Source organism: Microbulbifer epialgicus (assembly GCF_041447265.1).
GTDB lineage: Bacteria > Pseudomonadota > Gammaproteobacteria > Pseudomonadales > Cellvibrionaceae > Microbulbifer > Microbulbifer epialgicus.
Genome location: NZ_JBGMEK010000098.1, coordinates 1 through 12,892 on the forward strand (window position 1 = coordinate 1; position 12,892 = coordinate 12,892).

Sequence of the window (12,892 nt, forward strand, 5' to 3'; positions counted from 1 at the left end):
AAACTTCCTCAAAGGCACAGTGGGTGATGCGATAAATCTCCTCATGGCTGCGTGTGCCTGGAATTTGAGAAAATGGATGATCAGGGCGCTGGAGGCGTTTTTTTGTGCCCTAAAAAATCGTTTTCACCTATTTTTATGATCTCAAATCCGTTCCGGCTAATAATGCGGATATTTTACTTACGTTTTGGAAGGTGGATTTAGTCCGAATCGCCCCGTAAACCCTCATTACACCGTGCTGGAGGCAAGTGTTTGGTTTTTTTCAGGGCCGACTAAATAACAGTATTTTATTGAGACCTTATCCGTTAACCTGAGAGCCAACCCGGACTGAAGACTTATATAAACAGCATGGGGGCATTCCACTTGGGGCTGCGCATCGACGGTCGGACTCCTCACTTAAGTGTATCGAGGACAACTTTGAGAGTTGTCTGTACAAGCTACAATAGTCGCTTGGCGTTTCTGCGTAGGAAGCCATAATCGCATACCCGCCGAAAGCTTTTGGGGTGTACATGCCGATCCTACCCACCAACGACGGACACTTTGGCAAGACACTGCAGCTCGGTAGTGGTCCTGTGTCAATGTAGTGGTCCTGTGTCAATAGCGTCATAGGAGCCCCCCGAGTGTCGCCACACCGGTAGCTCAACTTGATCTGACTCAATACGCGCTTTCCCCATTACTTCATTATGCGTTGCCTGTATGGCGCATTTTTCTACGTACTTCAGCGACAAAAACTCCGCGCCACTGGCTCCCCGTGATAGATTAGACCTAAGAGTCAACTGCATAAGGCAGGGACCCAAAATACCCTTTGATCTGGAGGAAAGATGGAGCAACAAAGCACCGTATTTGTGGTAGTGGACCCCAACGATGAAAAGCATGTAGCTCTGGAGCGAGCCCTGACCACTTCCCGTGGGCGCAACCCACGGCCGTGCCTGGCAGTATTTGTAGCGGTTGATGGTGAGGCTGTTGATACTCGCGCAGTGAACGACCACCTCTTCCGTGATGAATCCTGGTTCCGCAAGCAGATCCGCGAGCCTATTTCCGAAGCGGGTCTGTCCTGTGAAATTACCGTGTGCTGGTCCAGCGACTGGCAAGCGGCCATTGTGCAGGAATCCAAGCGCTGTAACGCAGAAATGGTCTACCTGCCGGTACACGCCAAGTCTAGCCGCCGCTTTACTTTTGCCGAATCCAAATGGCAGGTACTGAAAACTGCACGATGCCCGGTGGTATTGATCCGCCCCGGTGCCAAGGAGGAGCGCAAAGTGGTGCTAGCCACCGTGAACTACCAGGCTAAAACCCTGGAGCAGCGCCAGTTAAATCGCCAGATCAGCGAACGTGCCACCTATATCGCCGGCATCTACGGAGCTGAACTGCACTTGGTGAATGCCTACTTGGACTCCATGCTCTATCCGGATCGAGGCGCACTGGCCAAACTTGCCGACAAAACCGGGGTGCCCACCCACCGCATTCATGTGAAGCAGGGTTATACGAGTGATGTGGTGGAAGCCGTTGCCCGTGAAATTGATGCAGACCTAGTTGTGATGGGAACCATGAACCAGTATGGCGAAACCGGTTCCTTCCTGCGCGGTAATACCGCCGAGCGAGTGATCGGCCAGTTGGATGTGGATGTGACGGTATGCAACCAGTTCACCAACACTCAAATATAGAATGACTTAAGCGCTCTAACAGAGCCTTAGCCCTCGATAAAGCCGGCTGCTTTTCAATTGCCGGCTTTATTGTTTACCCGACTAGGGTTTCTTTGGCTTGGCTGAGAGCAATAACAATGCTCCCTGGGTATTGAGAGTAACCTCACCATCTTTCACTATGGCGCCTTTGCCAGAATAGTAATCAGTCAGTTTAGTGCCATCGGCAAAAATACTTCCCACGGAAATGCTTTTCTCCCCAAGGGGCAAGTCCAGCACGACAACTACCGACTGCTCGCCGGTTAATATGCGAGCAAAAGTATAGGGGTTATCCACAAGCTTTTTATGCACACCGGCACCCACCGCTGGGTGGGCTCGGCGAAACTGGCCAAGCTTCTGCCAATGAGCCAATAAGTCACGAGTCTTAGGCTTTTTCAAGTCATCCCAGTTCATATTAGTACGCATAGAGGCATCGCCATAAGCGCGATCATCAATCATGGGACGCGCCAGCTCATCGCCGTAATAAATCTGCACAGCACCAGGAGCCAACATTAGTTTGGTGGCGGCACTCACTGCCTGCTTGCGCTCGCGGTCATAAGAGTGATGATCATCGTGTGAACCCAGGTAATTGAGTACCCCCACTCCTTTCAGATCGCTATTATTCAGCGCGGCGGAATAGCTGGAAAAAATCTCCTCAGGGGCCTGACTGGCAACCTGAGCAAAGCCGAAGTTAATCAGGCTGTCGAAGCCATACTGGTAAAAATCCACTGCCTTGTCGCTGTAGTCATAAGCACGCCCGACTGTTGGGCCAACATTATTCACACCAAAATGATAGACCTCACCCACCATAAAAAAGTCGCGATCATCGAGTTTCTTTTTCGGGTTTTTGGCTTTCCATTCGGCTAGCGCCAGGTCCGCCTCTTTTTTCAGTAATTCCCAGGCTTCTGCCTCAACGTGCTTTACGGTATCCACGCGGAAGCCATCCACACCGTATTCGCGCACCCAATCGGTCAGCCATTTGATCAAATAATACTTGGGAGCGCGCGGATAACCGGTGCGCGAGAAGAAAGCGTCAAGCTCTCGCCGCTCCTGTACCAGACGGCCCTCTCTCTTCCACTTTTCTGCCAGTGGCGGCGGCAAGGCTACCGTCTCCTCACTCTCGGTAAGAATGTCGGTAAGGTTCGCATGAATAGTACATTCGACATTACCGGCATAATCCGACCAGTCACACTGTGGGCCATTGCGCAACCAAGTAGTGGGCCACTCTGGGTCTTGATCTGTAACTGGGCCCGTGTGATTGATAACTACATCCAATAACACACGATGACCGTGTTGATGGGCCACTTCGATCAACTCCGCCAATTCAGCTTCACTGCCAAAATTGGCATCTACTGCAGTCCAGTCCTTGGGCCAGTATCCATGGAAAGCGTAAGTGCGCTTGTCCGATTCATTGTAACCATGGATATTTTCGATCACCGGAGCCATCCAGATGGCGTCCACCCCGAGGTCGCTAAAATACCCTGCTTCAATTTTCTCGATCACACCGCGCAGGTCACCGCCCTCGAAACCGCGCAGATAAGCAGCGTCATCTTTACGCCCATAGGGGAAATCATTTGTTGTATCACCGTTAAAAAAGCGATCCGGCAACATGAAATAGACGGTGGCATTACGCCAGAAAGGATCTACCGGCTCGACGGCTGCAGCAGCTTGACCGGCCACCAATAACGCGGCCATCAAAAAGCTGGTCAGTTTATGCATAACTTCCTCTCATATTTGCCACTTACAATTTGTCCAATCCACTTTAATACGCCCAGTAAATCACACATCCTCCCGCATGGGGGCGTAGGTAAAGGCCACTGCGACTAAAAGGTCGCACACTTGTACCAGCCTCATCGCTTGGCAAAAGAAACTCAATTCCCCTTTGCGACTAGCTCCAGCGGAGAGTAATGTAAAACCCATGCACCACGGAGAAACCGCAAGGCTTTGTCGTGGTCCAACCGTTACATTCTAATAGCAGCAAAAAGGAGGCAGGGAATGTCGGAACACCAGTCTAGGCAAGGGTGGATCATTGGGATTATTGTAGTGATCATCGTCGCCGCGGCAGCTTATTGGCTGTGGACCGGCGAGGAAAAGAAGCATGAAATTCCTACCACCAATGTGATCGAAGAACCCCAGACCACCCCCGAACCGGAAACAATCACCCAGCCCGCGGTTGAAGCCCCCGTGCCGGAACCTCAGGAACCCGCACCGACTGAAGAACCGGGCAGAGAGCCGCCTCCACCACTCAATGAAAGTGACAAAACCGCTTACGATGACCTTATGACCCTGGCCCCAGACAACGCTCTGTCCCGCTGGCTGGTGCCCGACGAGGTAATTCGCAAATGGGTGGCTGCAGCCAATGCCGGCTCACGTGGTGACTTGATTCATAAGCATCGCCCACTGAAAACAATCCGCGGCCCGATTGTCGTCACTGGCTCTTCCATGGAAGGCTATCAGTTGTCACCAGACAATTACCGCCGCTATGATCAGCCGGTACGCTTGTTCGCACTGATGAATACCGATACTGCAGTAGGCTTGTACCAGTACTGGTACCCGCGCCTGTCCCAAGCTTGGGGCGAGCTGGGGATTCGTAACAAGACCTTCCATCAAGTGGTTCTGGAAGCCATTGATCAAGCGCTAGCAGCACCAGAAGTAGAGGGCCCTATTCCACTGGTGCGCCCCTCAGTCTATTACAAATTCGCCGATCCAAAGCTGGAAAAATTACCCGGCATACAGAAATTGATGATTCGTATGGGGCCTGATAACGCCACACGGGTAAAAGAAAAGCTCAAAGAGCTGAAGGAAAAACTAGAGGCTATGCCGGTCCAGCAACCACAGTCCGGACAGGCCCAATAACTGGCCTTATTAAAGCTGACCTGGGCTGACGGAGTCACACCTCAGCTCCGGCCAGCCATAGGGGACAAGCGTAAAACAACTGTTGTTCCAATAAGGCCTTGTACCCAAACCCTATTATTTAGATAACTCTTGCCTGGACCGGATATTCTTCACTTTCTTTCAACTCAATCAATGGCAGTCCTTGATAAGCCTTAAGTTACTTGGAGCTTAGTATTCAGTACAGTAAAAGTACAAGTATAAAGCACAACCAAGAAAAGTGTCGAACATCACAAATTCACACCAATGAGATGTTTAAAACATTGTTTATGTCTCCCATCTGCTGAAGAGTAATAGCTCAGGAGCCTCTGAATAATTACTTAATCATCTATAAGTTCATTAATTAGCTTCTTATCATAACTCTCCGGTTGCCGGTTTACCTCTATTGAATACTCATCAAAGCAAACTGCGCCTCTCAAGGTATTTACATTTTTTAACAAAACTGTAAATACTTATCCGACTTCACAGAATAACAAAAAAGCCTCTCTATAATTCGACCCGATTCATACCAAGTACAATCGAATTAATCGGGACTGACATGAACGAGCCATTGAAGTTACTAACCTCTATCAGTTTATCTGTTTTCCTAACCGCCTGCGGAGGAGGTGGCGGCGGCTCCGATAAGGATAATAACGATGGTAATCCCGTGAATAATGGTAGCCCCGGAGTGATTAGTGGCGGTGAAGGCAGTGTTATGGAGGATATTGAGACCTCCACTTCCGGCCAATTGACCGACAGTGGCAATGCCAACCAAACCTTTGAAGCAACCGAATTGCAGGGAACCTATGGCAGCCTAAAAACCGCCTCAGATGGTGGCTGGAGCTATACCCTGGATAGTAACCTCGCCAATCCTTTAAATGCTGGTGAGTTGGCTACTGATAAATTCACTGTCGGGGTCGGAACCGAGGATGACATAACAACGATTACCATATCGGTAACTGGTACCGATGATGCCTATACATTTAATCCAACTTCCCCTCTCGCCAAATTGGTTGTGGACAGCAGGGAATCCGCCAAGGGCACCTTGACCCTTGAGGATATTGACGGCAATACCCCCGAGTTCATCGAAAAAACCATCACAGGTAACTATGGCGAATTCAAAATCTTCAGCGATGGAAATTGGGAATACACCCTGAACGACAACGCGGACAGTTTAAAAGGAGGGGAAACAGCCAGTGAAAGTATCACATTTCAATTAACGGATGGCTCAGAGGAATCCGTTATTTTTTCTGTGGCGACGATCACCCCAAAAGAAAACAGTGTCGTATTTATTATGATGAATTTTTCTGACGGGCAGGCAACAGATAAAGCAAGCTTAACCCATATTGCGAATATGGTCTTTAATGATACGGATTCGCTCGATAATATCTATCGAGAAAACTCCCTAGGGCAACTTAAATTCCTTCGTCATCGTGTCAATGATAAGGAGCTTGAAAACTATTGCTATGGCGAACCTAACAACGAAGAAACCTCTGTTGACTGCATATTCTATAATATTGAGGATCGGGAACAGGGTGGAATTTTAAGCATTGAAGATGCAGCTGCCAGGGCAGAAATTGCCCGACAAAATAATGAAATTGGAGAGTATACCGATGGAGGCTTTGAGTGGACCGACCTGGCCTATGAGTGGACCAAAACCAAATATACGGATGAAAATGGTCAACCCCTAGATTTACGTAAATGGGATCATAGAGTATTTATTTATCCACAAGCTGCCAAGAAAGCAGGGCTGGTTGGCGCCGGTGTTGCCAGTGTCGGCGGCAGTTGGAGTTCAGTCGCTTCCTATTCCGACCAGAATGTTATGGGCCATGAGTTAGGTCATAATATTGGCCTAAGCCATGCGGGGCTGGATAATAATAACGATGGCGATATAGTAGATAGTGGCGATAGTGAATACGGCACTGATGGGGCATTGATGGGCAATCGTTCCCAGTCTAGGTTATTTGGTAGTGCTCACCGAGAGTATATGAAATGGTATGATCTCTTCCCCGAATACACCACGACTGTTGAGCAAGTTGCCAACTCATCCCAAGATGTGGAAATAGAAGCCATTGAATTAACAGCTGGAGAACTATCCGGAGCACTTCCCCAGCAATTAAAAATAGAGAGCAATGGTAGCAGCAATGGCGAGAATCACTACTATGTTAATTACCATGTAGCCCACAATATACTCAACCCGCGACCACACTTTGACGGTTCAGTGACGGTTCACTATCTCAAGGGTAGGGTGTCCAACCATGTTGCAGTATTAGAACAACCCGGTGATAGCTTCACTGACTCAAGGATTGGACTCACAATTACGTATAAGTCCTCAGATTCTGCCAAAAAATCGGCTGTGATCACTGTAAGTTATGATCAATAGATTTTTGTGTAAATTGACCGATACAACGAAGATAATTCACTAGAAGGTAAATAGTATGTTGAGAGTTTTGACATTACTCGCTGGTATGACGCTCACCTTTTTTGTACAGGCAGAAGAGGTTGTAACTGGAACCCTGGAGGAAATTATCTCCGAGGATTTTGAGACTGGTAAGGTAGAGCGTCGCTTTTCACTCAAAGACGAGCAGAGTGGTCACTACTACTTTATTGAGGTCGAGGAATTGAAGCGCAAGGGTATGAAGTCCGGGGATCGAGTGAAAATACGTGGAGAGCGTGGCAAAAAGCATATTCTACATATTCGGGAAACCGAAAAGCTTGAAATCAGAGATGAAGAGTAAGCCCACTCTAAAGCCACTTTGAAATTCTCTCTTTGATCGTCTAGATGAAATAGTAACCCCAAGTACTTATCTCATCATAATGGTCTTTAGCCCTGCTTCGCGCAGGGCATTTTGCATCCCCACTCTAAATTATTTATTTTAATCCTCCCAGCCTCAATAAACCGAGCTGCTGCCTATAAGATTGAAAATTCTGTGCTCCGAATCGATTGATTTCTCAAATATCTTCGATCTTATATTTAAACAGTTACTAAAAATGGGGAAGGAAAGAATACACTACGCTCGGGAACGTATGAGGCATGAATATCGATTACGAGCTTACAGGGATGTATTCACAGCGCATCTCGCGTGCAGTGTATTCTTTCCTTCTGACCCAGTAATAAATGGAAGTTCTGATTCGGATACCCTTCCAGGTCGACGCCTTTTCACAATAGAAAACTATTGTGAAAAAAAACCGCCCGGCAAGCAGAGCTCAGCGGGCGGTCTTCTCAAAAAAATTTCGGTGCCATCTCGAAATGCTTAGTAACTGTAATTCAGCCCCAAATAAAACTGGCGCCCGAATTGAGAGTACTCCCCTAATGTGCCATCTACACCGTAGGATTTCACATCGGCTTCATCGGTCAGGTTATTGGCCGAGAAAACAAGGTCTATACCGTAGTCAAATGCATAGGATATCTGAGCATCAACTGTGGTATATGCTTCTGCCAAAGCAGGAGTAGAGCCTCCAGGTATTGACATATTCAGGATAAATTCATCCCGGTAGCGCACGTTTACATGTGAGCTAAAGTTTCCAATATCCCAAAACACCGTAGTGCTCCAAACATGCTCGGAAAGACCGGGCAATGGCAGCGTCTCGCCATAGAAATTGCCACCGGTAATTTCTGTCTCACTCTCGGTATAAGAGTAGCTGGCGGTCATCCCCAAACCAGAAAAGACACCAGGTAGCCGATCGAAGGTCTTGGTACCTGCCAACTCGATTCCGCGAATATAACCCCCCTTATCATTATTAACATAGGTCTGTAATTCGCCCGCGTCGAGATCACCAGGAATGATGATCCGCAGAGAGTCAAATAAAGCACTGCGCTCCGACTGGCTATCCAGATAGATATTCTGCTTCTCTACCAGGCTTTCGATATCCTTCCAGAAAATTGCTGCGGTTACCGCACCACCATCTTCAAAATAGTGCTCGTAGGCCAAGTCGATTTGATTCGCGCGGAATGGATCAAGATAAGGGGAGCCCTTGGTCCATACGTTGTACTCTTCAGCACCTGTGTTGTTGTTGATACTAACCCAGGAGCCCGCACCACCTTTCAACTGCGCAACGGGCGGACGCCCCATAACTTTTGCGGCTGCGAAACGAAGATAATCCTGCTCAGTCAACTCAAAATTCAGATTCAATGACGGCAGAGTATCCGTGTACTCAGGGCCATATTTAATATGATCATAGCTATCCGATGTTATTCCCACGTCATCGGTAATTTCGACACCGTTTCCAGCACCCACATTTTGGATACCGCTGGATTTCACATCAGTCTCAACAATACGTACACCAAAATTTCCAGTCAGCGGAATACTGCCCAACTGGGTATCAATATTGGCCATCAGGTAATAAGCAAATACCTCTTCGGTCACCGCTCCAGACTCAACAAATGTCCAATCGCGGCTGAATACTTTCTTACCTTCATAATTTCCAGCACCAAAAATACTGGAGGCCAAAGCATCCATATCGGTGACAACCAAATGATCTGGAGCCCCCTCAACGGATTCCACTTTTACAAACCCATCCAGATTCTGCGGCATGCATTCGATATCGGATAAGTTATCCGCACAGTAGCCATTATATTGACCATCTCGGCTGCCATAGAGGAAGGTGCCGCGATCTGCGTCAAAGGTACGGTCAGAAAAGCGTATGCCAGCCTCAACAGAAGCAACTGCGCCCCACTCCAGGTCAAACCGGTAATCCACCTTAAAAGCTTCAACTTCATCAGTATATTCGTGGGGATACTCCTCATAGCGGGAGAGGCGTATGCTGTCCAGGTTGGTAAAGTCGACGCCGGTAAAGCCACCTGTCGGAATGCCATCGCCATTGAGAGAGTATGCAAAGCTTTGGCCTGCGACCTCTTCCCACGCTTCCAAATTTCCGTCTGCATCCGTGCTCAGGTCATAGGCATGCATGGATACAATCTGGTCCTTGCGTGTCTTGGTACCCTCACTGTATGAATAGTCGACAACCAGAGTATGACGATCGGCAAAATTCCATTCTAAGTTCATCCCAATGCTGTCGCTGTCCGCTTGGGTAGACTGGTCTTCCGATCGTGATTCAAACCAGGGGCTGGAATCATATTCGGTTTTTGGGTCAGTAATATTCACCCTACCACTGGTGACAACACCACCTTTTACTTCCGTATCTGAAAGTGCATAGCTATTTGTACTACTCAACCCGCTAACAGTAATACCATGGCGGGTATCAATACGCTCAAAGTCTGATTTGAAATAATCCAACTGGGCCTTGAAATTATCCGTAGGTTGCAACACCACACTGGCCAGGTAGCCATTGCGGGTATCTGTCCCATTCCCAGTATGCCACTGGAAGGCCTGTGGCAAAGCATCAGCCTCACCATCTTCGTCGTAATCCACAGTGGAATCATAACCAAGCTTTTGATCAGCACCCGCTCGCGCCTTAGTAAAGCTATTCGGCTGCTCAAGATGTGAATAGCCCAGGGCCACTCCCACCTTGCCATCCATAAATTTACCCAGATATGACAAGGTTACGCGCTCACCGAATTCATCAGCCCCCACCTCATCCGCAGTGTCGTTAAACGACATACGTACATTGGCATTAAAATTATGCTCTTTGTCGGCATCCAAGGGGTTCGCAGTTTTAAGCTCAACAGTACCTGCTACACCGCCTTCGATATGCGAGGCTTTGGGAGACTTGTAGACCGCGGCCTGATTGATCAGCTCAGCCGGGTACTGGTCGAAAGAAATCCAGCGAGTACTTTCAGAGTAACCGCTGGTGGAGGCCTGCTCGCGCCCATTCAGCGTAGTCTGCAGAAAATCGCCGTTCATACCACGGATATTCAGCTGTGAAGACTGGCCATTGGCACGCACGGTGGTAACACCAGGCAGGCGGCCAAGGGCATCGGCGATAGATTGGTCAGGAAGTGATGACAGGGCACCCGCATCAACCACATCGGCAACCACATCCGCGTTGCGCTTGGCTTCTACGGAGTCCAAGACGCTGGTGCGAATACCGATAACAGTTACTTCTTCCAGTGCTTCCTGCGCCTGCGCGTAGACCCCAGAGGTGGACATGGAGGCCGCAATGGCAGCAGATAGTAAGGTGGGTCTGAGCACCCCCTTACCTTTATTGGATAGACTCATCATCTTCTCCCTGGACTTATCGTTATGTTGAGACCCTGCATCCTAGGCCGGCCCCTAATCCATAACATCCTCCCCCAAGGGGGGAGGAGGTGGGAGAATCTGTTACATTGAACACCGGGGTACATCTCTGTACCCATATCGTTATATATCGATGAACTTTAGATAGTCAGCCTTCAAGCTGTACCGCCGCGCCAATCAATGCTTGGTAACCGGCGTTTAGCGCATAAACTGGTACAGCTTCCATCCACTGTGCAACCCGCCCCTTACAGAGGAAACGCTGCTCGAACTCACTTTCTGGTAGCAGTTCTATGATACGGGGCAGAATACCACCACCTAGAAATACGCCCCCGCGGGCTCCCAGGTACAGTGCTGCATCCCCGGCAGCACTACCAAGGAAGTTGAGGAAATCCAGCAACGTCTCGCGACACATAGTGTCGGAGCCATCCAGCCCACGGGCACTCACATCCGGCGGAGTCAACTCTTCCGGCACCTTCCCATTGAGCTCACACACCGCGCGATAGAGATTGACCAACCCACTTCCGGACAGCACGCATTCGTTAAATACCGGAGACTGGCTCTTTATCAGGATTTGTAATAGCTGTAGCTCACGCTGGGTGGTGACTGTTAGGTTGGCATGGCCGCCTTCACTGGCAAGGACATGGTAACGACCATCTGACTCTGCCAGTCCTGCTACGCCCAAGCCGGTACCCGGTCCAAGGACGGCCATGGGAGCGCCCTGTACCCGGGGAACATCCCGCAACACCCGGTAATCTTCACTGCCCAGGCGAGGTAACGACTGCGCCAGTGCTGCAAAATCATTGATCAACTCCAAGTGGGGAAATTCAAACTCTTTAGCCAGTACACCGGCATCTATACTCCAGCCCAGATTGGTCATATAGACCCGACCACCGGAAGAGGTCTTCTCCAGGGGGCCCGCAGCGGCAATACAAGCCTTCTCCGGCCTAGGCCCCTGCAGTCCATCGAGCCAATGCTGAAGGGCGGCATCAAAGCCATTAAAACGCTTGCAGTCTACGACCTTGAGCCCTTCCAACTGATAACCTGTCGCCACGGGTTTGGCGATCGCAAAGCGGGCGTTAGTGCCGCCGATATCCGCTACGATGCTTGTCATATTTATCCCTTCGAAATCCCCCAGAAAAAGGCGGTATAAGTTACGGCGTCAGAGGAAATATTGCCAGTCCCAATGGCTTGAACTTAGGGCAAGCCGCCCAAAGACAGAACCGGGTGTTCTCTTACCGACCCAGCCCAGAAGCCGAGCATCAAATAAGACTGCAAGGCATATTTTAGTCACACAAATCGAGATTCTTGCCTTACTCCAATCTTTAGAATCAACGAACTTCCGGGGCAATTCCGCGCACCAGCGCAGCAAAGTTTCGCATCTCATCTTTACTGTATCGGCTCAGTATTCGCTTTTCCGATGCTGGCTGGAACTGGATGCCCACGCCCTTGCGCCGGGCCGTTTGAGGGCGTACCGGCCGAGGGCAAAATCCACCACCGCAGTTGGGGCAGACATCGCTCAAAACCTCTTCGACACAGGACTTACAGAAAGTACATTCGTAAGTACAAATCATCGCTTCAATAGAATTGAAAGGTAGGTCTTTATCACAGCACTCACAATTCGGCTTCAACTCCAACATAGGAAGCGCTCCTCTATCAGATTATTTTTCGGTTCTATTCGCTGTCCACCTATCAATAAACAATGGATCGATTTATTTTTGTCTACAGTTTGCTAGCTCCTTTCAAGGAACTAACCCCAGCCCAAGAAAACTGCTGTAGTGGCACCTATAATCACTGTGGATAGCAAAGAGAGTCCCGAACACTTGGGGCATCACACCTTATTCATAATGAGCGGATCATCACTGTAAAGCTAAATCCCATCCAAGGGGCCATGGACATCATAAGTGAAAATACCCACAAAAATGTTTGGAGTTACAGCATTTACTACAGTAAGGAGCGTAAATCCGTGCTCCAAGCAATGAGGGATGGCGACTATTTACGCCAACGAAAAGCTCAGGACATTATCTTAAGTAAGCAGAGCAGGGACGCGAATCGGCTCAATGTGATGCCTTAAACGTAGTAAAAATCCGCATTCTTAGAATGCGGAATTGCCCTCGGCCCCCTAAAAGGGGGCTATTGAGCCAGTCTTCTTAGAAGACTGACCGAGAGTTATCCCGCTTTACACTATCAGCGCAAATCCAACCGGGATTG

The 12,892-nt window shown here is 49.1% G+C and carries 8 protein-coding genes; 4 read left to right on the plus strand and 4 right to left on the minus strand.

The window, feature by feature from the left end; all coding sequences use genetic code 11:
* The first annotated feature begins 818 nt into the window (after positions 1-818).
* Positions 819-1,661: a universal stress protein gene (locus ACCI49_RS21490; RefSeq protein WP_371841285.1), complete on the plus strand. Its 843-nt coding sequence runs from the start codon at positions 819-821 to the stop codon at positions 1,659-1,661.
* Positions 1,662-1,742: 81 nt separating this feature from the next.
* On the opposite strand, the gene ACCI49_RS21495 is transcribed toward ACCI49_RS21490, so the two are convergent.
* Positions 1,743-3,395, minus strand: coding sequence for an alpha-amylase family glycosyl hydrolase (locus tag ACCI49_RS21495; protein ID WP_371841286.1), 1,653 nt, complete (start codon positions 3,393-3,395; stop codon positions 1,743-1,745).
* A gap of 276 nt (positions 3,396-3,671) precedes the next feature.
* Here ACCI49_RS21495 and ACCI49_RS21500 point away from each other — a divergent pair, with 276 nt between their 5' ends.
* The 3 genes from ACCI49_RS21500 to ACCI49_RS21510 all read left to right on the plus strand — a co-directional run bounded on the left by ACCI49_RS21500 (position 3,672) and on the right by ACCI49_RS21510 (position 7,285).
* Positions 3,672-4,532 (plus strand): DUF3014 domain-containing protein, encoded by an 861-nt coding sequence (locus ACCI49_RS21500; RefSeq protein ID WP_371841287.1) that lies wholly within the window; start codon positions 3,672-3,674, stop codon positions 4,530-4,532.
* A gap of 574 nt (positions 4,533-5,106) precedes the next feature.
* Positions 5,107-6,930, plus strand: a complete 1,824-nt coding sequence (locus ACCI49_RS21505) for a VCBS domain-containing protein (RefSeq protein ID WP_371841288.1) — start codon at positions 5,107-5,109, stop codon at positions 6,928-6,930.
* Between the two features lie 55 nt (positions 6,931-6,985).
* Positions 6,986-7,285 (plus strand): hypothetical protein, encoded by a 300-nt coding sequence (locus ACCI49_RS21510; RefSeq protein ID WP_371841289.1) that lies wholly within the window; start codon positions 6,986-6,988, stop codon positions 7,283-7,285.
* 516 nt (positions 7,286-7,801) lie between these two features.
* On the opposite strand, the gene ACCI49_RS21515 is transcribed toward ACCI49_RS21510, so the two are convergent.
* The 3 genes from ACCI49_RS21515 to ACCI49_RS21525 all read right to left on the minus strand — a co-directional run bounded on the left by ACCI49_RS21515 (position 7,802) and on the right by ACCI49_RS21525 (position 12,321).
* A complete protein-coding gene (locus ACCI49_RS21515; RefSeq protein ID WP_371841290.1) occupies positions 7,802-10,666 on the minus strand; it encodes a TonB-dependent receptor in 2,865 nt (954 codons plus the stop codon).
* Positions 10,667-10,832: 166 nt separating this feature from the next.
* The gene (gene glk, locus ACCI49_RS21520; RefSeq protein ID WP_371841291.1) at positions 10,833-11,795 is read right to left on the minus strand and encodes a glucokinase; all 963 of its coding nucleotides are present in this window, start codon (positions 11,793-11,795) and stop codon (positions 10,833-10,835) included.
* Between the two features lie 217 nt (positions 11,796-12,012).
* Positions 12,013-12,321 carry a DUF1272 domain-containing protein gene (locus tag ACCI49_RS21525; RefSeq protein WP_371841292.1) on the minus strand — a complete coding sequence of 103 codons (309 nt, stop codon included), beginning with the start codon at positions 12,319-12,321 and terminating at the stop codon, positions 12,013-12,015.
* Positions 12,322-12,892: the final 571 nt, after the last annotated feature.

What these genes read in the sequence shown, in the direction of transcription:
- ACCI49_RS21510 (WP_371841289.1), top strand. Translation starts at nt 6,986, where the DNA reads ATGTTGAGAGTTTTGACATTACTCGCTGGTATGACGCTCACCTTTTTT.
- ACCI49_RS21515 (WP_371841290.1), bottom strand. Translation starts at nt 10,666, where the DNA reads ATGAGTCTATCCAATAAAGGTAAGGGGGTGCTCAGACCCACCTTACTA.
- ACCI49_RS21490 (WP_371841285.1), top strand. Translation starts at nt 819, where the DNA reads ATGGAGCAACAAAGCACCGTATTTGTGGTAGTGGACCCCAACGATGAA.
- ACCI49_RS21505 (WP_371841288.1), top strand. Translation starts at nt 5,107, where the DNA reads ATGAACGAGCCATTGAAGTTACTAACCTCTATCAGTTTATCTGTTTTC.
- ACCI49_RS21500 (WP_371841287.1), top strand. Translation starts at nt 3,672, where the DNA reads ATGTCGGAACACCAGTCTAGGCAAGGGTGGATCATTGGGATTATTGTA.
- glk (WP_371841291.1), bottom strand. Translation starts at nt 11,795, where the DNA reads ATGACAAGCATCGTAGCGGATATCGGCGGCACTAACGCCCGCTTTGCG.
- ACCI49_RS21525 (WP_371841292.1), bottom strand. Translation starts at nt 12,321, where the DNA reads ATGTTGGAGTTGAAGCCGAATTGTGAGTGCTGTGATAAAGACCTACCT.
- ACCI49_RS21495 (WP_371841286.1), bottom strand. Translation starts at nt 3,395, where the DNA reads ATGCATAAACTGACCAGCTTTTTGATGGCCGCGTTATTGGTGGCCGGT.